Annotated in this window: 20 protein-coding genes and 2 pseudogenes; 8 read left to right on the forward strand and 14 right to left on the reverse strand. The window is 66.1% G+C overall.

Annotated elements, in window-relative coordinates:
* Positions 1-28 precede the first annotated feature (28 nt).
* A complete protein-coding gene (locus tag ACLH0K_RS01145) occupies positions 29-1342 on the forward strand; it encodes an ROK family protein (protein WP_411375049.1) in 1314 nt (437 codons plus the stop codon).
* Positions 1329-1568: a hypothetical protein gene (locus tag ACLH0K_RS01150; protein WP_411375050.1), complete on the forward strand. Its 240-nt coding sequence runs from the start codon at positions 1329-1331 to the stop codon at positions 1566-1568. The genes ACLH0K_RS01145 and ACLH0K_RS01150 overlap by 14 nt, the downstream gene beginning before the upstream one ends.
* Here the strand turns inward: ACLH0K_RS01150 and ACLH0K_RS01155 are convergent.
* Positions 1565-2614, reverse strand: a complete 1050-nt coding sequence (locus tag ACLH0K_RS01155) for an LLM class flavin-dependent oxidoreductase (RefSeq protein ID WP_411375051.1) — start codon at positions 2612-2614, stop codon at positions 1565-1567. The two genes, ACLH0K_RS01150 and ACLH0K_RS01155, sit on opposite strands and share 4 nt — an antisense overlap.
* A 136-nt stretch (positions 2615-2750) precedes the next feature.
* On the opposite strand from ACLH0K_RS01155, the gene ACLH0K_RS01160 reads away from it, so the two are divergent.
* The gene (locus tag ACLH0K_RS01160) at positions 2751-3371 is read left to right on the forward strand and encodes a hypothetical protein (protein WP_411375052.1); all 621 of its coding nucleotides are present in this window, start codon (positions 2751-2753) and stop codon (positions 3369-3371) included.
* Here ACLH0K_RS01160 and ACLH0K_RS01165 read toward each other — a convergent pair.
* The 7 genes and pseudogenes from ACLH0K_RS01165 to ACLH0K_RS01195 all read right to left on the reverse strand — a co-directional run.
* A pseudogene (locus ACLH0K_RS01165) lies at positions 3296-4468 on the reverse strand (homocysteine S-methyltransferase family protein); the annotation flags it as partial. The gene ACLH0K_RS01160 and the pseudogene ACLH0K_RS01165 sit on opposite strands and share 76 nt — an antisense overlap.
* A gap of 110 nt (positions 4469-4578) precedes the next feature.
* Positions 4579-6339 (reverse strand): amidase, encoded by a 1761-nt coding sequence (locus tag ACLH0K_RS01170; protein ID WP_411375053.1) that lies wholly within the window; start codon positions 6337-6339, stop codon positions 4579-4581.
* Entirely contained in the window at positions 6336-7421 is a 1086-nt protein-coding gene (locus ACLH0K_RS01175; protein ID WP_411375054.1) for an agmatine/peptidylarginine deiminase, read from the reverse strand. Before ACLH0K_RS01175 ends, ACLH0K_RS01170 begins: the two co-directional genes overlap by 4 nt.
* 40 nt (positions 7422-7461) lie before the next feature.
* Entirely contained in the window at positions 7462-9135 is a 1674-nt protein-coding gene (locus tag ACLH0K_RS01180; protein WP_411375055.1) for an amidohydrolase, read from the reverse strand.
* A 32-nt stretch (positions 9136-9167) separates the two neighbouring features.
* The gene (locus ACLH0K_RS01185) at positions 9168-10391 is read right to left on the reverse strand and encodes an MFS transporter (protein WP_411375056.1); all 1224 of its coding nucleotides are present in this window, start codon (positions 10389-10391) and stop codon (positions 9168-9170) included.
* Between the two features lie 105 nt (positions 10392-10496).
* Positions 10497-11111: a TetR/AcrR family transcriptional regulator C-terminal domain-containing protein gene (locus ACLH0K_RS01190; protein ID WP_411375057.1), complete on the reverse strand. Its 615-nt coding sequence runs from the start codon at positions 11109-11111 to the stop codon at positions 10497-10499.
* Positions 11112-11152: 41 nt separating this feature from the next.
* Positions 11153-11297 (reverse strand): annotated as a pseudogene (locus ACLH0K_RS01195) (alpha/beta hydrolase); the annotation flags it as partial.
* A gap of 264 nt (positions 11298-11561) precedes the next feature.
* Here ACLH0K_RS01195 and ACLH0K_RS01200 point away from each other — a divergent pair.
* Together ACLH0K_RS01200 and ACLH0K_RS01205 are read left to right on the forward strand one after the other, a co-directional pair.
* The gene (locus ACLH0K_RS01200) at positions 11562-13136 is read left to right on the forward strand and encodes a sodium-dependent transporter (RefSeq protein ID WP_411375058.1); all 1575 of its coding nucleotides are present in this window, start codon (positions 11562-11564) and stop codon (positions 13134-13136) included.
* Positions 13133-13270 carry a methionine/alanine import family NSS transporter small subunit gene (locus tag ACLH0K_RS01205; RefSeq protein WP_411375059.1) on the forward strand — a complete coding sequence of 46 codons (138 nt, stop codon included), beginning with the start codon at positions 13133-13135 and terminating at the stop codon, positions 13268-13270. The genes ACLH0K_RS01200 and ACLH0K_RS01205 overlap by 4 nt, the downstream gene beginning before the upstream one ends.
* A 371-nt stretch (positions 13271-13641) precedes the next feature.
* Here the strand turns inward: ACLH0K_RS01205 and ACLH0K_RS01210 are convergent, their stop codons facing one another.
* The 3 genes from ACLH0K_RS01210 to ACLH0K_RS01220 all read right to left on the reverse strand — a co-directional run bounded on the left by ACLH0K_RS01210 (position 13642) and on the right by ACLH0K_RS01220 (position 16397).
* Entirely contained in the window at positions 13642-14682 is a 1041-nt protein-coding gene (locus tag ACLH0K_RS01210; protein ID WP_411375060.1) for a hemolysin family protein, read from the reverse strand.
* Complete coding sequence (locus tag ACLH0K_RS01215; RefSeq protein WP_411375061.1) at positions 14675-16033, reverse strand: hemolysin family protein; 1359 nt, start codon at positions 16031-16033, stop codon at positions 14675-14677. The genes ACLH0K_RS01210 and ACLH0K_RS01215 overlap by 8 nt, the downstream gene beginning before the upstream one ends.
* 127 nt (positions 16034-16160) lie before the next feature.
* Positions 16161-16397, reverse strand: coding sequence for a zinc-ribbon domain-containing protein (locus tag ACLH0K_RS01220; protein ID WP_411375062.1), 237 nt, complete (start codon positions 16395-16397; stop codon positions 16161-16163).
* A 152-nt stretch (positions 16398-16549) separates the two neighbouring features.
* Between ACLH0K_RS01220 and ACLH0K_RS01225 the strand changes: the two genes are divergently transcribed.
* A complete protein-coding gene (locus ACLH0K_RS01225) occupies positions 16550-17701 on the forward strand; it encodes a GGDEF domain-containing protein (protein WP_411375063.1) in 1152 nt (383 codons plus the stop codon).
* A gap of 55 nt (positions 17702-17756) precedes the next feature.
* On the opposite strand, the gene ACLH0K_RS01230 is transcribed toward ACLH0K_RS01225, so the two are convergent.
* Both ACLH0K_RS01230 and ACLH0K_RS01235 read right to left on the reverse strand, forming a co-directional pair.
* Complete coding sequence (locus ACLH0K_RS01230; protein ID WP_411375064.1) at positions 17757-18773, reverse strand: SIS domain-containing protein; 1017 nt, start codon at positions 18771-18773, stop codon at positions 17757-17759.
* A gap of 43 nt (positions 18774-18816) precedes the next feature.
* Positions 18817-19653, reverse strand: a complete 837-nt coding sequence (locus ACLH0K_RS01235) for an ABC transporter substrate-binding protein (protein ID WP_411375065.1) — start codon at positions 19651-19653, stop codon at positions 18817-18819.
* A 205-nt stretch (positions 19654-19858) separates the two neighbouring features.
* On the opposite strand from ACLH0K_RS01235, the gene ACLH0K_RS01240 reads away from it, so the two are divergent.
* Together ACLH0K_RS01240 and ACLH0K_RS01245 are read left to right on the forward strand one after the other, a co-directional pair.
* Positions 19859-20743: a PfkB family carbohydrate kinase gene (locus ACLH0K_RS01240; protein ID WP_411375066.1), complete on the forward strand. Its 885-nt coding sequence runs from the start codon at positions 19859-19861 to the stop codon at positions 20741-20743.
* 107 nt (positions 20744-20850) lie between these two features.
* Positions 20851-21924 carry a LacI family DNA-binding transcriptional regulator gene (locus ACLH0K_RS01245; RefSeq protein WP_411375067.1) on the forward strand — a complete coding sequence of 358 codons (1074 nt, stop codon included), beginning with the start codon at positions 20851-20853 and terminating at the stop codon, positions 21922-21924.
* A gap of 68 nt (positions 21925-21992) precedes the next feature.
* Here the strand turns inward: ACLH0K_RS01245 and ACLH0K_RS01250 are convergent, their stop codons facing one another.
* Positions 21993-23174, reverse strand: coding sequence for an NAD(P)/FAD-dependent oxidoreductase (locus tag ACLH0K_RS01250; protein WP_411375068.1), 1182 nt, complete (start codon positions 23172-23174; stop codon positions 21993-21995).
* Positions 23175-23205: the final 31 nt, after the last annotated feature.

Below are 23205 nucleotides of genomic sequence, written 5' to 3' on the forward strand. Positions count from 1 at the left end.
TGATGGACGGGAGCGATATCGTCAAGGGATGAACGGGACCACAGCGAATTCGACACACCTGTTACGGCAGATCAACTCCGAGGCGCTGCTCCGCTTTGCCCTTCAGGAACAGGTGTTTACGGCCGCAGAGGCCATGGCTGAAAGCGGATTGACGCGGGCGACGGTGCTGGGCGTCTGTGACGGCCTGGTTGCCGCGGGCTGGCTGGAAGAGGTTGAAGAGCCAAACGCCGCCGGCCGCGGCAGCAAAGGCAGGCCCGCACGGCGCTACCAGCTGCGCGAGGCTGTGGGCGTGGTTGTGGGACTGGACGCCGGCGAGGGCCACTTCACCACCGTCGTCGCGGACCTGCGCGGCCACGAGCTGGGCAAGCGCCGCCTGAGCGTGGACTCACACGCGCTTGGCCGCGCCGGCCGGCGTGCCAGCGCACGGAAGCTGGTCAGGCAGGCGCTTGACGATGCCGGACATTCCGAAACTGCTGTCCTGCTGACCGTGGTGGGTGTTCCGGCGCCCGTGGACGTCAACGGCCTGTCGCCTGCCGATGGAGAGTTTTGGCAACTGATGAATTCCGGGTTCGACTCGGAACTGCAGGGCCCGGTCCTGGTCGACAACGATGCCAACCTTGCAGCCATCGCAGAAGGTGCACACGAACCTTCCGCCAACGTGGCAACCCTGCTGACGGGCGAGCGGTTTGGTGCCGGGCTGATCGTCGACGGGAACCTGCTGCGGGGGCCGCGGGGCGGTGCCGGTGAGATGCGGTTCCTGGGCACTATCTCCGGCAACGTCTCCAAACCTGAGGAGGGAAGTACGGACGGATTCGGGGCACTTGCGCGCAAGTGGGCCCGGTCAGCCGTCCCCTCATATGACGGAAAGACTTTGCTGCGGAAGATACCAGGGGAGGAGATCAACGCAGAGGTTGTGTTCGAGGCGGCCCGTGAAGGGGACCCGCTGGCGCAGGACATCATCGCCCGGCTGGGCGCACGGCTGGCACACATCGCTGTGGTGCTCTCCAGCCTCCTCGACATTGACCGGGTTGTCATCGCAGGCGGAATCTCGGGTGCGATCGAACCTGTCCTGGACCATGCGCGCAGCCTGCTGCCCACGGACTCGGGCTTTCCGCTCCCCGAGCTGGTGGCGAGCAGGCTGGGGGCTGAGGCGGTGGTCCAGGGGGCGGTTGAGTTGGCGCTGAACCGGATCCGCCGCGAACCTGCAAACTTTCTTCCGAAAACATGGGCCAGGCGTCAGCAGAAGCTCATGTCGTTGACACCTGTACGCCACCTCGCCCGAGGAGAATCTGAGCGTAGGAAACTCCCAGGAGAAGGAAGGCCAGCTCATGACCGGCAATGACCGCATGGTTATCGGTTCCTGCCACCAACTCGCATCCGGGGACGCCATCGAAGCGTTCCGCGGGAACAGCCTGGTCCACCGGGGCCCGGTCACGGACACCCTTCCGGACCAGGGACTGTTCTGGATCCTCGACACCCTTACAGGCAGCAGGCGCCTGCTGGATATCTCCGGGCTCGAGGTTGTCCGCATTGCTCCCCAGTACCGCGAAGTCCGAGTGGACGCCTAGGATACTGACGGCGCAGCGGGCGCCCAGCCCAGGGCCGGCCCCAGCTTGCCGGCGATGTCCGTGAGGATCTGGACGTAATCTTCGTGCGCAAAGCTGAAGGGCAGCGCGAACGCCACCTCATCGACCTCCCGAAAGCCGGCATGGGCATACAACTGCTCAGCAATCTCTTCGCTGGTGCCGAGAAGGTCCGCCGCGAACAGCATGCCTTTCGGCCCCTGCGGCGCCCGCGTCCGGGGCGTCCGCTCAGCAACGTACCGCCGGTACTTTTCCTGCTGCTGCGCGGAGGCAGAATCAGTGGGAATTACCACCAGGCCCTGCGAGACCCGGGCCCGGCCGGGGTCAGGGGAAGCAGCCGCGGCCTCCCGGTAGGCCCGGATCTGCGACTGCTGGATCAAGGCGAAATCCGGCTCCTGGCCGGGCTCCGGGAAGACCACGCTGCTGGAGAGCAGGTTGAAGCCGTTGGCTCCTGCCCAGGCCGCCGACTTCATGCTGCCCGCCCCGTACCACAGGCGTTCCCGCAACCCGGGGGAGTGCGGCTCCACGCGGTTGGAGAATTCCTCCACCACGCCCTGCTTGCCGGAAAACTCCCGTACCGGTTCGCCCGAAACCAGGCGGGCAAACCGTTCCACCCGGGCGTAGCTGAAGTCCTCCACGTCTAACGAGTCCGGGTACAGCTCGTGCTTCACCGTGTCGTAGTGCATGGGCTCCCCCACACTCAGGCCCGGGTTGATCCTGCCGCCGGCCAGCAGATCGACAGTGGCCAGGTCCTCGGCCAGGCGCAGCGGGTTCTCCCAGCCCAGGGGAGTCACAGCCGTGCCGAGTTCGATCCGGGACGTGCGCTGGCTGGCGGCAGCCATCACGGCGATGGGGGAGGAGATGCCGAACTGCAGATGGCGGTGCCGCAGCCACGCGCTGTCGAACCCCAGCCGTTCGCCTAGCCCGATCATCTGCAGGGTGGATTCATGGCCCGCTGCCGGGTTCGCCGGGTCGAACAGGCCAATCGTGAGGAATCCGAGCTTGCGCAGGGGACGTGAACTGTCAGGCATGGGCTTCCTTCAGGTTCCGGGGACGGCTACCTCCCACAATACGGAGCGACACTGCCGGGCAGGGTCCCCGGGTGGTGTATCGTCACCCAAGGCCGCGGCATCCGGTTCCGGACCTCCACCGCCCTACCCTTACTAGGTGCCATTGACTACAATCCGCACCGCCGCCGCGAGTTCCCTCGCCGCCGCAGGTCTCATGTTTTCCCTCGCTGCCTGCTCCACGCCGGCTGCCAACAACCCGCCCGCCACCTCCGCACCGGCCTCCTCAGCGGCGGCTGAAACCGGAGCCGCGTCCGGCCCGTGCGATGGCGTCCAGGTCATCGTCGATTCGGGCGCCCTGGAACAGGAGGCCGCTGACACCTCCGTCTGCGTACCGGTGGACGGCCCCACCCTTGCATCAGAGGTGCTGGACGAGGCGAAGGTGAACACCGAGGGCACCACCCAGTACCCCACCGAGCTGGTGTGCCGCGTGAACGGCGTTCCCGCGGCGGACCTCGACATTACCCACAAGGGCGGCACGTACCGCGAAGAGTGCAGCGGCATGCCCGCCGCCTTCGCCTACTGGGCCCTTTGGGTCAAGCCGGCCGCCGGCACCTGGAAGTACGCCCAGGAAGGCCTCGCCACCCTGCAGGTCAGCCCGGGCCAGAGCCTGGAGCTGCTCTTCACGGTCGACGGCGAACCGGCCCAGCGCTCTTCGAGCATGGCCTGGCGGAACGCCTTGGAACCGTTGGCGTTGGTGCGCTCGCCGATGGCCAGGTAGGAGGCGTCCTGGTCGAAGGACACGTGCTGGTAGAGGGACGCGATGCCGGGGTCGTGCTCGGTGGGGTTGCGGGCGGCGCCGTCAGCGCTGCCGGCGGCGGTGTTGGCGCCCGCGGCCGCGGTGCGGAAGGGCGCAAGGCGTTCGACGACGGCGGCCAGGTGTTCCGGCGTCGTACCGCAGCAGCCGCCCACCAGGCCGAGGCCGAATTCGCGGACGAACTGCTCGTGCGCGGTGGCGAGTTCGGCGGGGGTGAGCGGGTAGTGCGCGCCGTTGGCGCCGAGGATGGGCAGGCCGGCGTTGGGCATGCAGGCGATGGCGACGGTGGACTGCTTGGACAGGTGGCGGAGGTGCTCGCTCATCTCGTCCGGGCCAGTGGCGCAGTTGAGGCCGATGGCATCGAGGCCGAGCGGTTCGAGGGCGGTGAGCGCGGCGCCGATTTCGGAGCCCATCAGCATGGTTCCGGTGGTCTCGACCGTCACCTCGACGAAGATCGGCAGCCGGATGCCGCGCGCCACGATCGCCTGCTTGCAGCCGTTGACCGCGGCCTTGGTCTGCAGCAGGTCCTGACTGGTTTCGATGAGGAAGGCGTCCGCGCCGCCGTCGATCAGGCCCTCGGCCTGCAGCGCAAACGTCTGCTTGAGGTAGTCGTAGGTGGCGTGCCCCAGGCTGGGGAGCTTGGTGCCCGGGCCCATCGAACCCAGGACCCAGCGCATCCGGCCGTCCACGGCTTCAGCCGCCTCTGCGCGCTCGCGGGCTATCTTTGCACCCTTCAGCGCGAGTTCGGCGATGCGGTCGTCGATGCCGTAATCGGAGAGGTTGGACCAGTTGGCGCCGAAGGTGTTGGTCTCCACGGCGTCGATGCCCACGGCGAAGTAGGCGTCGTGGATGTCTCCAATGACGTCCGGACGCGTGTCGTTGAGGATTTCGTTGCAGCCTTCCAGCCCCTGGAAATCCACCTCGAGCGAGAGATCCTTGCCCTGCAGCATGGTGCCCATCGCCCCGTCGGCAATGACAACCCGGTGGTTCACCGCGTCCAGGAGTTCCTGGGAACGGCCCGGGCGGGCGACGGATTTTACATCAAGAGCAAAACGAGGCATCTACAAAGGTTACGGGCGTGGCCCTGAATGATGGCTTCGTATTTCCGTGTACTACGACGGCGGGCGCCGGCTTCCTGCCAATGCTGCGGAAACCGGCGCCCGGCGGCGTGTTATTCGCCCTGGCTTGTGGTGCGCGGCGGCGGGACGCGCCGGCTGCCGGTGGCTTCGAACGCGGCCGCGAGGTGCAGCAGCTGCGTGTCGCTGTAGGCCTTGCCGGCGATGGTGAGGCCCACTGGCATGCCGATGTCCGATGCCAGTCCCATGGGGACAGTGACGGTGGGAATGCCCAGGTGCCGGGGGACCAGGTTGCCGTTCGCCACCCACACGCCGTTGCGCCACGCCAGGTCCGCTGAGGCCGGGTTGGTGTCCGCGTCCGCAGGCGCCACGTCCGCCACCGCGGGGAAGACCACCGCGTCCAGGCCCAGGCCGTCCATCCACTCCTCCAGGTCCACGCGCCGGGTCTCCTCCAGGCCCTGCAGCCCTTCCGCCAGGTGCGGGATCTCCGTCAGCGACGGGACTCCGTTCTCCCGGATCCAGGCGGGGTAGTCGCTGATGTCGTCATCGAAGCCGTCGTACCGGTCCGGGAGGGACCCGTCGGGCGCCGGGAAGATCAGGGACCCGTCGACGTCGGCCAGGCTGTTGAGGTTCGGGTCACCGTTGGCGGCCAGGAAGTCGTGCCAGGACCAAGCGGACAGGTCCACGATTTCGCTGCGCAGGTAGTCCTTGGACACGAGGCCTCGGGTTGCGAGGGTGGGTGTGCCGGGGCGGTCGCCCTCGTAGTTGGAGACGACGGGGAAGTCCACCTCCACCACCTCCGCGCCGGCGGCCTCGAGGTCGCGCCGCGCAGCTTCCCAGAGTCCGATCACGCTGGCGCGGGTGACGATCCTCTGCCCGGTGGGGCCGCCGATGCCGGGGTCCGGTGCTGTTCCGGCCTCGGGATCGGCGTTGATGTACATCCTTGGGATGCCCAGGCGCTTCCCGGCCAGGACGTTTCCGGCCGCGGCTGGGTCCTTCACGGCCAGGGCAAGGTACGACGGCGGCCGGACAGCGGATGCCTTGGGCACCTTCACCCAGGGCTGGACCCGCCAGAAATCACCGCGTGTTTCGGCATCGTCCGCCACCACGACGTCCAGGACTTCGAGCAGGTCATCCACGGTGCGGGTGTGCGGCACCACCACGTCCATGGTGGGGACCAGCGGCCAGTTGCCGCGCACCGAGATCACCCCGCGGGACGGGGTGTAGGCGCAAAGTGCATTGTTCGACGCCGGCGTCCGGCCGGAGGACCAGGTTTCCTCGGCAAGGCCAAAGGCGGCGAAGCTTGCCGCGGTGGCCGTGCCCGAGCCGTTGGAGGACCCGGAGGCAAAGGCGGCAGTGAGGTAGTTGGCGTTGTAGGGGCTCTCCGCGCGGCCATATACCCCGCGCTGCATACCTCCGTTGGCCATGGGCGCCATGTTGGTGAGGCCGATCAGCACGGCACCGCCGGCCCGCAGGCGTTCGATGGTGAAGGCGTCCTTCTGCGCCACCAGGTCCTTAAAAGCCGGGGAGCCTGCAGCGACGGTGAGGCCGCGGGCCTGGTAGCTGTCCTTGGCCGTGTACGGAATTCCGTCAAGCGGCCCCAGGGTGAAGCCGGCGGCTCGGCGCCGGTCCGAGGCCTGCGCGTCGGCGATCGCATCCGGGTTGATCACCACGAGCGCATTCAAGCGTATGCCGGAAGCGTCATACTTCTCGATCCGCTCCAAGTACAGGCGGACCAGCTCCTCGCTGGTCACCTCACCGGATTCGAGCACGGCCCGGAGCCGGCCGATGCCGGCCTCCACCACGTTGAACGCGGACCGCGGGGCCTGCTGCCGGGCCTGTTCCGCGAGTTTCATGCCGCACCGCCGTTCGCCGGGGCGGGCTGCTGCTGGGTGATGCAGTGGATCCCGCCGCCGAAGGCGAAGATGTCCCGGGCGTCCACCAGTTCCACGGTCCGGCCGGGGTAGGCGCGCTCCAGGATCCCCTTGGCGATGGCGTCGTTGGGGTCGTCGAACGCGCAGAGGATTACCACGTTGTTGGCCACATAGTGGTTGATGTAGGACCAGTCCACGAAGCCCTCGTCGTCCTTGAGCGCGGTGGGTGCGGGGACGTCGATGATCCGGAGGGGACGGCCCTGTGCGTCCAGCTCCCCGTCGAGGACGGTACGGAGTTCCCGGTACACCTCGTAATCCGGGTGCGCGGGATCGCCCTGGCGGTGCAGCAGGACAGTGCCGGCACCGGCGAAGGATGCCACGATGTCCACGTGGCCGCGGGTGCCGAACTCGTCGTAGTCGCGGGTGAGGCCGCGCGGCAGCCAGATGGCCTTGGTGGTGCCCAGCGCCGCATGAATCTCGGCTTCAACGGATTCCTTCGTGGCGTACGGGTTTCGTCCGGGATCCAGCTGGACGGTCTCCGTCAGCAGGACGGTGCCCTGACCGTCCACGTGGAACCCGCCGCCCTCGTTGACCAGCGTGCTGGGCAGGACGGGAGCAGCAGTCCCGGCCGCCACGGCCCGGGCCACGTCCTGGTCCTTGTCCCAGGCAGCCCACTCCTGCGCGCCCCAGCCGTTGAAAATCCAGTCGACGGCGGCCAGCGAACCGTCCGGCTGGTGCACGAAGGTGGGACCGCTGTCCCGCAGCCATGCGTCATCGAGCGGAACCTCCACGACGGAGATGCCGTCCCCAAGCCACTCCTTGGCCGCGGCGCCGTCACGCGGATCGGCCACGACGGTGACGGGCTCGTAGCGAGCAATCGTCTGGGCGACTTTGGACCAGGCGGCGCGGGCCCGGTCCAGGGTGGGGCTGCCCACCGGGCCGAAGGTGTCGTTTGGCGGCGGGAAAGCCATCCACGTTCCGGTGTGGGTTTCCCATTCGGCGGGCATGTGGGTTGCCGGCGCGGGGGTGTGGACGGGAGCGGCCGGGGCGGGGGAGGGTTTCATCAGTGTTCCTGGGTCTTTCTGTGTTGCTGAAAGTCGTGGATCAGGCGGGCTGGCTGAGCCGTTGTCCCGCTGAGGCGGGGCGGGAATCTGTGGAGGTGCCGGCGTCGTACGCCGTATTGCCGCCGACCACGGTGAGCCGGGCACGGTTGGTGAGCAGCTGTGCGGCATCGGCCTGCAGCGGGTTGCTGTCCAGAACGGTGAAGTCCGCCAGGTAGCCGGGCGCGATCCGGCCCTGCCGGTCTTCCGCGCGGCAGGAGTAGGCGGCATCCCGGGTGGCATGGCAGAAGGCGTCCGCGAGGTCGAGGGCGTATTTGGGAAGGTTAGCCTCCAGCGTCGGGTCCAGGGCCGAGAGCCGGGTGGCGGCAACGTACATGTTCGGCAGGGGCTGGTGCGGCGCCGTCGGCGCGTCGGTGCTCAGGGCCAGGGTTGCACCGGCGTCCGTGAACTCGGTCCAGGGAAAGGCGCGCTCGCAGCGGTCGTCGCCGAGTACGCTCCGCCAGTTGTCCTGGATGGCCGGGTCGGCGTGGACCGGCTGCATGGAAGCCACAACACCGAGGGCGGCCAGCCGCTTGACGTTCGCCTCGGTGACTGTCTCCAGGTGCTCGATGCGGTGCCGCCGGTCGCGGGGGCCGTTGCGGCGGTACGCCTCCTCAAGTGCGTCGAGGGCGATGTCCGAGGCTTCGTCGCCAATGGCGTGCAGGGCAATCTGGAGGCCGGCGGCATCGGCGGCGGCCACCACGGGGATCAGGGATTCGCGGTCCCAGATGGGCTCGGCGCTGCTGCCGTCCGCGTAGGGCTCCTTCATGGCAGCGGTGCAACTGTCGATAACGCCGTCCACCACCAGTTTGATGCCGCAGATCTGCAGCCAGTCGTTGTGCAGGTCTGCCGCGAGCCAGGCCGCCCTGGCCACCTGCGCCAGGTTGTCGGCCTCCGACTCGTGCCGCGCCACCAGCAGGTGGCCCTTGACCCGGATGGGCAGCGTGCCGTTCCGGCGCTCAAGGGCGCGGCGCAAGGCGGAGAGGTCGTCGTCCTGCACGGCCATGTCCACCGCGCTGGTGACGCCTACGGCCAGGTAGTTGGCGAACGCCTCCTCCAGCTGGGCGTCCCGGTCCTCATCCGTGGCATGGCCGGCAAGGGCCGGCCAAACGATCTGCTGGGCAGCTGTTTCGTAGAGCATCCCGTCCGCTTCGCCGGTTGCCGGGTCGCGGCCGATCCGCCCGCCGATCGGGTCGGGGGTGTCCCCGGAAATGCCCATCTCGGCCAGGGCAGCGCTGTTGACCCAGACGGAGTGCAGGTCGTTGGCGTCCAGGTAGACGGGGCGGTCGGGGACGGCCGCGTCCAGGATTTCGCGGGTGGGCTGCCGGCCGCCCAGGGCGCTGTAGAGCCAGCCCGCGCCAAGGATGCGTGGTGCGCCGGTGGCCGCGGCGGCGTCCCGGAGGCGCTGCTGCAGGTCCGCGAGGTCAACCACGTCCCGCAACTGGACCTTCTGCAGGGCCTGTCCCATCATCAGCAGGTGCGTGTGGGCGTCCACGAAGCCGGGGAGGACGAAGCCGCCGCCCAGGTCCACTTCCGTCGCGCCGGCGCCTGCCGCACTGCGGGCGCCCGCTTCGTCGCCCACGTGGATGAACTGGGAGCCTTCCACCACGAAGGCTTCGGCAGGGGAGCCGTTGGCGGTGAAGACGGTGGCGTTGGTGTACAGCGTGCGTGGAGCCAAGGTAGTGCTTTCTTTCGGGGTGGAGCGGGACATCAGACGATCGCCGCCTTGTTGATTTCGGGGGAGACCTGGCCGGCGGCCGCCTGTTCGGTCCGGACGGAGATGCGGGAGATTGCGACCAGCGGAACCATCAGGACCAGGGTCATGCCGCCCAGGACGTAGCCCAGGACGTCGTAGCCTGCCGAGGCAGAGACGAAGGTTCCGAAGAACGGGGCGAACGAGGAGCCCACCAGGTACACGCCCAGTACCGGAGCCGACCAGCGGCCGGAGGCGTCAAGGGCGGCGGCAGCGGCAACGATGTAGATGAAGGACAGCATGTAGATGGTGTTCCAGGCGATGATGACGGCCATGTACAGGCCGGGATCGGTGACGACGCCGGAGAGTATCTTCAGTGCCGCGCCTGCCACCAGGGCCACGGCAAGTGGTGCAGTCCTGCCGAACCGGCGTCCGGCGACGCCGATGAGTCCGGAGGCCAGCAGCCCGCCCAGCGTGGAAAGGCTCAGGACCAGGCCCATGCCGGTTTCGTCAAGTTGCGCCTGGTCCGCGCCCATGGTGCCTGCAACGGCCCAGAGGGAGTCTTCGCTGAGGGCCCACAGGGCGAAGCAGGCGAGCAGCCCGAAGCCCGCGATGGTTGTTGTGCGGGACGCTGCTTTCGGTGCGGCTGCTGCCGTGGCCGGGCTTGCTGGGGTGGCGGGCTTTCCCGGCAGCCAGGAGGTGGTGAAGAGGGCAGCCAGGGCAAGGCCGGCCAGCAGGCCGAAGGCGCTGCCCATGCCGGCGCCGAGCGCCGGGATCACGAAGAGGACCACGGAGACGATGGCGCGGTTGGTAAAGCCGCTGATGCCGGAGGCGCGGTCCGGGTTGCGGAGCGCTCCCAGGGCGGCGCCGCCCGCGGAGACGGCCCCGCCGGCACCGAGGCCGCCGATCAGGACACCTGCGACGACGGCGGGTGCTGACGGGATGAACGCGGCGGCACCGAAGCCTGCCGCAGTAAGCACCAGGCCGGCCCGCGCCACCAGGTACCTTCCGTTTCCTGCCGCCAGCCGGGACGTCAGCAGGCAGGCAGCCGCGCAGGCGAGCAGTGACCCGGTCATCAGCGTGCCGGCCTGGGTATCGGAGAAACCACGTTCCCCGGTCAGCGCGAAAATCATGACCGGCACCAGGTTGGCCGTCATGAAGCCGACCACGCTGATGCCAAAGACGGAGACCGCCCGGGTGGCGGTCAGGGGAACGCGCGCTGCGGTGTCGTCCTGGGACATGGACTTCTCCTTGCCGGGGTGGAGTGAATGCAGTCACAAAATGAACGGCCTTCATTTATTATGGGGATGCACCCCCGCCAGCACAAGGGTTTAAGTGAAAGCCTTTCAGAAACCGGCTTTTGTTACCTTCCGGATTCCCGCCAGGAGGGTTTCCAGCCCAAAGGCGAAGGCGGTATCCGACCGGTGCGCGGGCGGGCCGAGGTCTCCGATCGCTTCCGTCAGCGCCGGAAACTTCCCCTCCGGGGGAGACCACACCACTTCCGGAGCGGTCAGCTCAAGGGCGGAACCGAGGACCAGGTAGTCCACCGTGGTGATGGCCGGGACGATTGTGGCCCGGTCCAGGCCCGCCCGGCCCAGCACTTGCGCCATGTCTTCGTAGATGCCCATCACGCCGAGGTCACGCACGGTCTGAGCCACCAGGAACGGCACCAGCCGGGGGTGGTCCACCAGGCAGTCGCGGTACTCATGGGCCAGGGTGCGGAGCGCCTCCTCCCACGGCAGGTTGCGGGTATCGACGTGCCGTATTTCCGAGAAGACCAGCCCGCGCATCAGCTCAATGATGTGTTCGCGGTTGTCGATGTGGTTGTACAGGGCCGCCTGGCTGACCCCGAGTTCCCTGGCCACCCTGGGAAAGCTGAAGTCCCCGGTGGCATCGACCAGGGCAAGGGCCGCACGGACAATGGCCTCGGCGGACAGCAGCGGTGAGCGCGGACGCGGCACGGGAACTCCTTGGATTCGGGTGGTCCGTTCAATCTAGCCGTTCAGCCTGGCTGTCCCGTCCGGTCCACTGCGGCCAGGATGGCCCGGGCCAGGTCGGCCGGCCGGTCTGGTGAACTGCGGCCAGTGGCCCGCAGGCAGGTCCACGTATGCCACATCCCGTACCCGGGCGAGCTCGATTCCAACCGGAAGTTGGGTACCAGGACGATGTCCATGACGGAAACCCTGCGCCCCGCCGTTGCCGGCCCAGAAGGATCATCAGGGAAGGCGATCCAGGCAGCTGTGCATGCCCGGGGGCTTTCGCGACGTTGCCCGCAGCAGTAAAGTCCGGAGAAGCCGTCAACTCACCTCCAACGCAAGCCGAGAGGGGCATCGCATGAACCGGCCGGAACAGAGCTCTTACCAAGCCACCACCCCTGGGGACGCCCGGGAAGGCCTGCGGGAGGCGGCGCAATGACCGGTGCGTCAGCGGCCCGCCCGGCTGCCCCGGCCAAGCGGGAGACGTTTTCCTCACGCCGCCTGTTCATCCTCTCCGCCATCGGCTCGGCGGTGGGCCTCGGCAACATCTGGCGGTTCCCCTACATCGCGTATGACAACGGCGGTGGGGCGTTCCTGATCCCCTACCTCGTTGCCCTGCTGACTGCCGGTATCCCGCTGCTCTTCCTTGACTACGCCGTCGGCCATAAGTTCCGCGGTTCGGCGCCTTTGGCGTACCGGCGCCTCCACCGCGCCGCCGAACCGCTGGGCTGGTGGCAGGTGCTGGTCTGTTTTGTGATCGCGGCGTATTACGCGGTCATCATCGCCTGGTCCCTGATGTACACGGTTTTTTCATTCACCGAGGCCTGGGGTGATGACGCGGAGGGCTTCTTCTTCGGAAGCTTCCTCAGCGTGGCGGAGGCGCCGGGACTCGGTTTCGCCTTCGTCCCGTCCGTATTCTTCCCGCTCCTCCTGGTCTGGGCCGCCGTGATCGCCATCATGGTCGCCGGGATCCGCAAGGGGATTTCCCGGGCCAACGGGATCCTGCTGCCCCTGCTGGTGGTCATGTTCGTCCTTTTGGTGGTCCAGTCGCTCTTCCTTCCCGGTGCCGCCGAAGGCCTTAACGCGTTCTTCACGCCCGACTGGGCGGCCCTTGCCGATCCCGCTGTGTGGGCGGCGGCCTACGGGCACATTTTCTTCTCGCTCTCGGTGGGCTACGGCATCATGGTCACGTATGCGTCGTACCTCAAGCGCCGGACCGACCTGACGGGTTCGGGCATGGTGGTGGCTTTCTCCAACTCCGGATTCGAGATCCTTGCGGGCATTGGTGTTTTCGCTGCCCTGGGCTTCATGGCGCAGGCGGCGAATGCCGGCGTTGATGAGGTGGTAACGCAGGGCATCGGCCTGGCATTCATCGCTTTCCCCACCATCGTGTCGCAGGCCCCCTTCGGGGCTTTCATGGGGGTGCTGTTCTTCGGGTCGCTGGTCTTCGCGGGCATCACCTCCCTGATCTCGGTGATCGAAGTGATTGTTGCGGCGGTGCAGGACAAGCTCGGCTGGGGCCGGGTCCGGGCCTCCCTCGTGGTCAGCGTGCTGGTGGCCGCGGTGTCCCTGGGGCTCTTTCCCACCGCTACCGGCCTGTACCTGCTGGACACCTCCGATGCGTTCGTCAACAGCTTCGGCATCACGCTGGGCGCCCTGGTCACAGTGGTGGTGCTCGCCTGGTTCCTGCGCAAGCTTCCCCTGCTTGCGGGCCACCTGAACCGGATCTCCACGATCAAGATGCGGCGGACCTGGATGGTGCTCGTCGCGGGCGTGGTTCCCCTGGCCCTGATCTACATGGTGTCCAACGAGTTCATCAGCAAGATCTCCACCACCTACGAGGGCTACCCGGAGTGGTTCGTTGGCATCTTCGGGTGGGGCATGGCCGCAGCCCTGGTGGTCCTGGCGGTGGTGTTGACGTTCATACCCTGGAGCAGCCGGTCCAAGGCACACCACGACCCCGAATATGACGCCGTGGTGGCGGACGAGGCAAAGGAGGCAACGCGATGACACCTGTCGCCATCGCCATGATGATCATCGCCATCCTGACCGTCTGGGGCGGGCTGGCACTGGCCCTGCTCAATTTGAAGCGGCACCCCGAGGATGAAGGCGCGCTCCCGGACGAGCCCGCCCGGGAGCTCTGACCCGAAAGGCCACCGCAGGCGCTTCCGTTTCCTGCCTCGTTCTTTGCCTGCGGCGTGGAGGAGTTCGTCGTCCACTGCAACAAGCAGCAGGGTGCGGTCGGCTCTACCGATGCCGGAAGATCAGGCGGAACCGGCGCAGGCGAGGGGAATGGTCTGGGTGATGGGTGCGGGGAGCTCAAGGCACGCGGCAACGGCAATCACCGTAACCACCTCCCGTCCTCGCGGTTCCCGGCGGGCTGCCGGGGACGGCAGCAAAGGGATCGCGTCCTACTCCAGCCGCGGCCGCCGTCGTCGGCCTGAGCCGCAGGGGTCCTGAAACAAAAGGGGGCGCGGCCTCCGGAAGGAAGCCGCGCCCCGGAACGGGGAGGAAGCTAGGCGCTGGTGGCGTCCTGCACCTCACCCACCAGTTCCTCAATGATGTCCTCCAGGAAGAGCACGCCGGTGGTGCGGCCCTGCGCGTCAAAGACGCGGGCCACGTGGGCGCCGGTGCGGCGCATGGACGCCAGGGCATCCTCAAGCTCCGCCTCCGAGAAGGCCGAAGCGAGTCTCCGGATGCGTTTGGCAGGCACCGGCCGATGGAACTTCTCCGCCGAGGTGAGGTCCATAACGTCCTTCAGGTGCAGGTACCCGGCCGGCTCGTCATCGTGGTTGGTGAGGATGTAGCGCGAGTAGCCGTGCCGGGACACCGCCTGCTGGATGTCCGCAGGAGTGGAGGACTCGGGCAGCAGCACCATCTCGGCCAGCGGAACCTGGACGTCGTCCACCGTCTTTGCGGTGAACTCGAACGCGGCGTTCAGGGTGCCGCTGGTGTCCGTGAGCACGCCGTCCCGCGTGGACTGCTCCACGATGTTCGCCACCTCGTCCAGGGTGTAGGCGCTGGTGGCCTCATCCTTGGGCTCCACCCGGAACAGCCGCAGGATGGCATTGGCAATCCCGTTCAGGGTCCAGATCACCGGCTTGAAGACCCGGGCCACCATCACCAGCGGGGGAGCCAAAATCAGGGCGGCGCGGGTGGGCACCGAGAACGAGATGTTCTTGGGCACCATCTCGCCCAGCACCACGTGCAGGAACGTCACCAGCAAAAGCGCCACAGCGAACGCGATGATGCTGATTGCCTCGTAGGACAGCGGGGTCAGGGCCAGCGGGATTTCCAGCAGGTGGTGGATGGCCGGTTCGGACACGTTCAGGATGACCAGGGAGCAGACGGTAATGCCCAGCTGGCTGGTGGCCAGCATGAGCGTGGCGTGCTCCATCGCCCAGAGCGTGGTCTTTGCCGCCTTGCTGCCGGCCTCGGCCTTGGGTTCGATCTGGGACCGGCGGGCGGAAATCACTGCGAACTCGGCGCCCACGAAGAAGCCGTTCACCACCAGGAGCACGGCCAGCCAGATGATGCCGGGAAGGTATTCACTCATGGGTCAGCTCCCGGGTGAGGGTTTCAATGATGCGGTCGTGGGGGCTCTGCGGGGGTTCGCCGGACTCGGCAGGCGTGAAGCGGAGCCGCTCCACGTGCGTGCCGGACACGCGCTCCACACGCAGCGTTCCGCCGTCGACCTCCACCTCGTCCCCCAGCTCGGGCAGCCGGTCCAGCTGGTCGGTGACGTAGCCGGCCACGGTGTCGTATTCGCCGTCGGGCACCTCGATGCCGGTGCGGTCCAGCAACTCGTCCGGGCGGAGGGCGGCGTCGAACGTGACGGACCGGCCCACCCGGACCACGCCGGCCCGGGCACGGTCGTGTTCGTCCTCCAGCTCGCCCACGATTTCCTCGACGAGGTCCTCGAGGGTGACGATTCCCGCGGTGCCGCCATGCTCGTCCGAGACGATGGCCACCTGCAGGCCCTGCCGGCGCAGCAGCCCCAGGAGGGTGTCCACACCCATGCTTTCCGGCACGCGGAGCGGCTCGATCATCAGGTTCTCCGCTGTCACGTTGCCGCGTTCGTCCAGGTTCACGGCAAACGCCTGCTTGACGTGCAGCACGCCCAGGACGTCGTCCCGGTCGCGTCCGATCACGGGGAAACGGGAGTAGCCGGTGGCCTTGGCCAGGTTCACGATGTCCTCCGCCGTGTCAGCGAGTCCGACGGCGGTCATCCGCACGCGCGGCGTCATCACGTCCACGGCGCTGTGCTCCGAGAAACGGAGGGTGCGGTGCAGCAAGGTGGCATGGTCCGGGTCCAGGACGCCTTCGACGGCGGAGCGGCGCACCAAAGAACTCAGCTCTTCGGCACTGCGGGCGCCGGACAGTTCCTCCTTTGGCTCGATGCCGAAGGAGCGGATGATCCGGTTGGCCGTGTTGTTGAACAGCAGGATCACCGGCTTGAACACGGCGGTGAACAGCGCCTGGAACGGCACCACCACCTTGGCTGTGGCCAGCGGCAGGGCGAGGGCGAAGTTTTTGGGCACGAGTTCGCCGATCACCATGGAGAAGACGGTGGCCAGGAAGATGCCGGCCACGGATCCGACCGCGGGGACCAGGGCTTCCGGTACCCCGAGCGAGGTGAGCGGGCCGCTGAGCATTTTGCTGATGGCCGGTTCGAAGGTGTAGCCGGTCAGGAGCGTGGTGAGCGTGATGCCCAGCTGCGCTCCGGACAGGTGGGTCGAGGTGATTTTCAGGGCCTTGATGGTAGGCCCCAGCCGCTTCTCACCGCGGGCCTGGCGGGCTTCAAGGTCGTGCCGGTCAAGGTTCACCAAGGCGAACTCTGAGGCGACGAAGAAGCCGGTGCCGACAGTCAGGACAAGGCCGATGCCGAGCATGAGCCATTCATACATTGGGGCGCCCCTCTCCAATCGTGGCCGGGAATCCGGTCAGGTGGCAGAGGGGCCTGGGCATATGTGAAGGAGGGTCGTCCATAGTGGGTCCAACTCTACTTGGACCTGGTTTAGTTCCCGGGCTCCGCTACCGCTGCAGTTCCATTGCCCGCTTTTGCCGCCCCGATATGGACGAGGCGTAGCCGCAGTTGGTGCAGGTGATGGTGTATTTGCGCGACGTGGTGAACACAGGGACAAAGAACAGCGTGAATTTGGTGGCGCGCTCCTCCAACCTGTGGTGGACGAACTGCCGGCAGTACTGGCAGGTGGCGGCCTTGCCGGGAAGCGCCTTGAGTACCGTTTTTAAGCCGAAGAGAAGGAACATGGGATGCCTTTCGGTGGTGCTGTGCTGGCGGTCCTTGCGTACAACCCACCCTAGGCGGTTCCCGGGATGCCACGCACCACTGCTGCAGGACCGGGGGCTCAGTGCGATACTTGGGGCAAAACCGAATTGGGCGCAGGGGGTCTTTCGAAGACATGGTTCTGGACACCACGACCCTTCGCATCGCCTTTGGCCTGATGGCCCTGGTGTTGGTTTTCCTGTTCTATTTCTCCGCCTACCGCGTCACGCGCTCGCCCTACAGCGGCTGGTGGTGCCTGGCCCTCATCTTCTTCCTCACCGGGTCCGCCTGCTTCCTGCTGGACGGCACCAGCCACCAGGTGTGGGCGAATCCGCTGGGAAACGTGCTGCTGGTGCAAGGCGGCGTGGCAGTGTGGGCCGGTGCGCGGTCGCTGCGGACAGTGGCGCCGCCCAAGTGGGCGTTCACGGGCATCCCGCTGGTGGTCCTGGTGGCGTCCGTGCTGGACAGTCCGGCCACCAACACCTGGTCCGGCGGCCCGGTGTTCCTGGCGGCCATGAGCGTGAGCATCGGCCTTGCGTCGCGTGAGCTGTGGCGGCTGGAGCCGGGATATTCACGGGTGCGGATCCCGATGGCTGTGTCCGCAGGCGGCCTGGCGGTTTTCTACTTCTTCCGCTGGGTGGCTTTTCTGCTGGAGGGGCAGCACGGGCCCACGTTCACCACCGTGTTCGGTTCGGCGGTCACCACCCTGGTGACCATGGTGCTGCTGGTGGTGGTTTCCTTCAGCATGGCCGCCCTGAGCAGTGAGCAGCAAACACGTGCCCTTCGCGTGGTGGCCTCCCGCGATGACCTGACCGGTCTCCTCAACCGCAAGGCCTTCCTGGACCTGGCGGCCGAGCTGCTGTCCGACCGTGCCATTACCCGCGGATCCGGAGCCCTGATCCTGGCCGACCTTGACCACTTCAAGGCCGTCAATGACACCTATGGCCACGCCGCAGGGGACTGCGCCCTGCAGCGGTTTGCCGAGGCCTGCTCCGAATCGGTCCGGTCCACCGACCTGGTGGGCCGGTACGGCGGTGAGGAGTTTGTCCTGCTGCTGCCCGGGGCAAGCGCCGAGCGTGCGGAACTGGTGGCCGAGGAGATCAGCCGCCGCCTGGCTGTTGCACCCGGCGTCGACGGGATGCGGATGCCCACCGTCAGCTACGGCATTTCAATGTACGACACCGAGACCTCCCGGGTGGACGACGTCATCGCCGACGCCGACTCGGCTCTCTACCTGGCCAAGTCGCTGGGAAGGAACCGCACCGCCCGCAGCGACCGGATACTGTAGGCGCGGCACTGTTTCCACTTGCTGCTTTGCCCCTCCGGTTCCTGTCCCCTTCCTGCTAGTACGCGAACTGCCACATGTAGCGGCGCCCCTCCAGGGAGTAGCCACGTACCGCTGCATAGTGCGCTGCAAGCCGGAATGCGAGAGGGTAGAAGACCAGCGGGGCGACGAAGGCGCGGAGTTGTTGGGGAATCCCTGGTAGTTCAAGGTCGCGGCTGTCCACCCGGTATGTTTCTCCGCTGTACTCCTCGAGGAAGCGGTCCGCGCGTTCCGCCATGGGACGGGTTTCGTCTTCGGGTAGGTACAGAATGCTTTTGGTGTCCTTGTCGAAGACCTCGAATGGACCTTGAAAGAATTCGTTCGCGTTGATGGTTGCTGCATGCATCCACTGCATTTCCTGCAGGAAGCAGCTGGTGAAGGTGCTGCCCATGCCCTGCAGGGATCCGGAGGCGATGAGGTACGTGACGGGTACGTCCTTCATGATATCCGCAATTTTGGCGGCTAAGGGTTCGAACGCGTGCACCGCAGTTTCGGTGGCGGCCGGCAGGGCGCGCAGGGCTGAAAGCTCCGCGGCCACCCCCTGGCCTTCGCGTTCCAGGATCGCGAGGGCCAGCAGTTGCAGGAGGATCTGATTACCGTCACCGGTTCTGGCAACGAACGCTGTTTTGACGGCGTTTGCCAGGGCGCCTTCTGCATTGAGCGTCACGGCCGCGACGGCGGCCCCCCGCTCCTGTGCCAGGGAGGCTGCCTGAGCGGTCTCAGGGGTCATGCCGGCAGCAGAGAAAGCGATAACGAGGGCACCGGGCCCGACTCCAGGCGAGTCGCGATGGTAGAACTCGTCAGAGTTGACTGAGGTCACTGGCGTGGTGCCCCGGCGGTCCAGGAGATACTGCGCCGCGTGCAGTCCGGAAAGGGAACCTCCGGCGCCGACGAGGTAGACCCTGGTGAGTTCGGGCAGGTCCAGTATGTAGGACCTGATGTCCGGCCACAGCGTCAGCGCGTGCTCCTGGGATTCCCGGATGTTGCCTGGAATTTCCTTGACTGGCTGTATACCGATAAAGGTGCCGTCGGTCATTGTTGTTCCTTCACTCTCGTTGGACAGAGACGTAGTCAGATGCTTACTTGGCAGTGGTGGGTGCAGGTGTTGCTGTTTGCTCGGCTTTGGGCAGGTACTGCTCGGGCATCGGCGAGCCGGGGAACCACTTCTGGTAGAGGGTCTTCCAGGTGCCGTCTTCCATGGCTTCTGCAAGGGCCTTGTTCAGGGCTTCCTTGAAGGCGGTCTTGTCCTTGGCGACGGCGAAGCCGGCCGGGGCGTCGAAGGAGGGGATGTCCGCAACACTGACCAGGCCGTGCTGTTCGGTGTAGTCCTTGGCGGTTTCGTAGTCGAGGAAGTGGGCGTCGGCGGAACCGTTGTTCACTGCTGCGATTGCCGAGTTGTTGTCCGGGAACCGGACCAGGCTCGCGGTGGTGAAGTTTTTGACGGCGTAGGCTTCCTGCAGGGTTCCCTGCACCACGCCGAGGCGTTTGCCGGAGAGGCCGTTGGCGTCCTTGATGCCGGAGTCCTTGGTGGTCAGGACCGTCAGGTAGCCGGCGAGGTAGCCGTTGGAGAAGTCCACGGTTTCTTTGCGTTTGTCGGTGATTCCGATTGCTGCCACGCCGGCGTCGAACTGGCCGTTGGCTACGGCGGGCAGGATTGCCGAGAAGTCCTGGCCGGTGAAGACGACGTTGTCCACTCCGGCCCGCTTGGCTACGTCCTTGAACAGTTCCACGTCAAAACCCGTGAAATTACCCTGGGCATCGGCAAATGCATATGGCTTCAGATCGCCGACGCTGGCGACTCTGACCGTGCCCGCCTGGATGAGTTCATAGGGGTTGTCATCCGAGGGAGGCGAGGCGGGAGTGCCGGCACATGCGGTGACGAGGCTGGCGATTATGGCCGCGGCCGCCATGGCCATGCCTGGACGGAATTTTTTTGAGCGGTGTGTGTGCATGGTTTTCCCGATCTGCGAAGAGGTTGCTATCACGCTAGAGGATTTGTGAGAGCGTTTTCATAAGTTGACAAGCTACATCTTGCCTGAAAGAGCAGTCAAGAGGGTAAGGGGGACTCGACATTATGAGAGCGTTCTCTTATTGTTTGGGAATGATTACTCGGGAGGCGTCATGGTTTCGATACTGACAGCCAGGGACAACGTCGTGGACTGCTACGTAGATGAGGGACAGGTTTTCGCAGGGGGCAATGCCGTGAATGTGGCGGTTTTCGCCCGCCGCGCTGGAGCCAAAGTGGCTTATGCCGGGACAGTGGGCACGGATTCTGCAGGTGCCCTCATCCTGGACTCTTTGACACTTGAAGGGGTGTCCACTGACATGGTGCAGGTCCGGTCCGGCAACACCGCTTACTGCGTCATTGGCCGGAACAACGGGGACAGGGTGTTCCGGGAAGTCGGCCTGGGAGTCTCCCGTGCCGAACTTGGTGGTGGCTTCGTTTCTTCGGCGTCTGGTTTTGATGCCGTCCACCTCAGCGTCTCCAGCCTGCTTCAGGATGTGGTTCCGGGCCTTGCAGCTGTATCAAGGTTGTCCTTCGATTTCTCAACCAACAGGGACATTCGCCTCTTAGCGGCGGTAGCCCCGCACTGCTACCTCGCCACTTTCTCGGGAGGAGAGCTGACCGGCACAGCAGCGCTTGACCTCGGCCGGCAGGCCGTCGCCCTTGGCGCAACCTGGGCGCTGGTGACACGTGGGGCAGATGGAGCCGTTTTGGTGGGAGAAGAAAACACCTATCGCGTCAACGCGGCGGAGACCGCTTTGGTGGACACCCTGGGGGCCGGTGACACATTCATCGCCAATGTGTTGACAGGCCTCCTGGCGGCAGGACAACCACAGGAGGTATTGGCAATGGCCTCGGAAGCCTCCGCTCTCACGTGCAGCAGGCTCGGGGCCTTCGGAAGAGGGGAATCACTCACCGCTGTCCCCCTGCCCGATGCCAACGAAACCCAGGGGACTATCACCGGCGCCCTCCGCTCCGCCGCAGATCCGCCAGTCGGGTGACGGCTTAACAGTTACATGCGGAAGGTAAGCTACTGACCCCGGCTCCGCGCATACACGCGCAGGCTGGAACACTGCACGGAAGGACTGTTATGGCGCCACCTCCCAGGGTGACTATCACCCAGGTCGCTGCTGAGGCCGGTGTCAGTACAGCTACCGCCGGAAGGGTCCTGGGCGGTTACGGTTACGCCAGCAGTGAGGTGGCAACACGAGTTGAAGCTGCGGCGCGCAAGCTTGGCTATAAGCCAAATACTCTCGCCCGCGGCCTTGTCACTGGCAGGAGCCAAACCATAGGGGTAGTCGCCGCAGACATCGACAACGCCTTTTACGCCCGTGTCCTGCGCGGAATCGGCGACGTGGCAAGGCCGCGAGGATTCGGCGTCATTCTCACCAACAGTGACGAAAACCTCGAACGTGAGAGGGAAGCTGTTCAACTGCTCCAGGAAAAACGCGTCGACGGACTCATCATCAGTCCGTGTGATGTCCAGGGGTCGGAACACCTTCACAGTCTTATAGCCGGTGGTATCCCAGTAGTCCAAGTAGACCGGGCAGCCTACAATTTGGCAGCAGACTCAGTGACTGTGGACAACCGTGGCGCTGCCCGTGAAGCAGTCGCCCATCTGTTGGAAAGGGGCCATGAGCGTATAGGGATCATCGCCGAACTCGAACAGACGGAAAACGGCAGCCTCGAGGACTTTGTTGCCCGGGCGGCGCAATCCCCTGTCGCAGCAGCGACACTCTATCCAAGTTGGCAGCGGCTGCTTGGCTACCTCGACGCACATCGGGACGCTGCCGTCCCCGTGCAGGCCCACCTTATCCGCCGCGTCGGCGCCTACTCATCCGCGGCCGCGCACAATGAAGCCATTCATCTTCTTGAACATCAGTGCCCACCGACGGCTGTCTTCTCGGCTGATGGAACCATGTCCCGTGGCGTCATGCAGGCGATAGCCGACCTGAAGCTCGAGGTTCCGGATCAGATGTCGCTGGTTTGTTTCGACGACCTCGAATGGATGGCGTTCATGCAGCCGGCAATCACAGCGGTTCACCAGCCGGTCCACCGCATCGGTTCGATGGCAGCGGAGCTTCTCCTGGCCAGAATTGCCGGCGAGGCATCGGTTCCTAAGCACAATGTGTTGGAGGCGCGACTCAACAAGCGGGATTCAGTCGGCCCGCCCAGCATGTAGGCGGGGGCAAAGCTGTGGTAAGGGTACGGGGAGCGGCGGCAGGTGCCACCACTCACCGTACCCGCTTGCTAAGCCTGGGATACAGGTGCCCAGGCGCCTGTGCCCACGGTTTCCGGGGTAGCGGAACTGGTGTCAAAGCGGTCGAGGCGGAAGGACTTCAGTACAGGAGACGGGTTTCCGGTGAGGACCTCCTCGGCGAGGAGTTCGCCGAGGATCAGCCCGAGGGTTGCACCTGAGTGGGTGAATACCGTATGAAGGCCTGCGATCGCGGGGACCGGGCCCACAACCGGTTCACCATCACCTGGAATGGGCTTCAGTCCTGCTCCTACTTTCTGCGCGGTAAGCCGGGGGTTTCCGGCGAGCACCTTTGATGCCTCGTTGAGCAGGCCCTGTACGGATTCTTCCGGAATGGTGAAGGAGCCGTCGTCCTCAACGATCACCGACTGCTCTGCCCAGTCGGCATCGAGTACCAGCCGGCCGTCAGGGGTGGGGCGTACAGCCACGCGGGGGGTGTTGAGCACGGTCTTTACTTCGAAGTCGACCGGATCGGTGAACAGCACGAAAGCGGCCGGGGTGGCGTCCGGCACCGTTACGCCAAGGGCGGCAAGCTGGGCAGGGACTTCGCCTCCGGTGGCGAGCACTACCCGGTCTGCGGCCAACCGTGTCCCGTCGCCGAGGATGACGCCGACTGCCGAGCCGTCCTGAACGTCGACCCGCACATCGCCGGCATCCTCGATGATGGTCGCCCCGCTGGCTGTTGCTTCCGCTGCCAGGGCCGGGATGAAGTCGGGCATGTTTACCCATCCTTCCCCGGGGTTGTAAATTGCTCCTTCTTCGGCCACGGCCTGTGCGTTCACGTCGGGCGCAACCCGCGGCACATCTGCGCGGTCGAGCCAAAGGGAGTGGTATCCGGTTGACCGCTCGAAGGCGAAGGTGTCCCGGAAGCTTTCCCCGGGGCCGGCCCACTTCAAAGCACCGTCGAACCGGATGTAGCTGCTGCTTTCGGGATGATGCGAGCTCCATGTCCGGTATCGGTCGATGGCCAGCATCCGCAGGTAGTGGTACTCCGCTGAGCGTGCACCCGATGAATTAAGCCACGCGATCGAACGGCCCGAGGCGCCGTTGGCGAGCAGGCCGGCTGTCACGAGTGTCACCTGTGCGCCGCCCCGGGCGAGGTGCATCGAGGTCGACGCGCCGAGGATGCCGCCACCGATGACAACGATGTGTTGGGCTGGGGCTGTGGAGGACATGGTTCTCCCTTTCTGGATGTTCTTGGGACGA

The organism is Arthrobacter sp. MPF02 (assembly GCF_046605375.1).
Classification (GTDB): Bacteria; Actinomycetota; Actinomycetes; order Actinomycetales; family Micrococcaceae; genus Arthrobacter.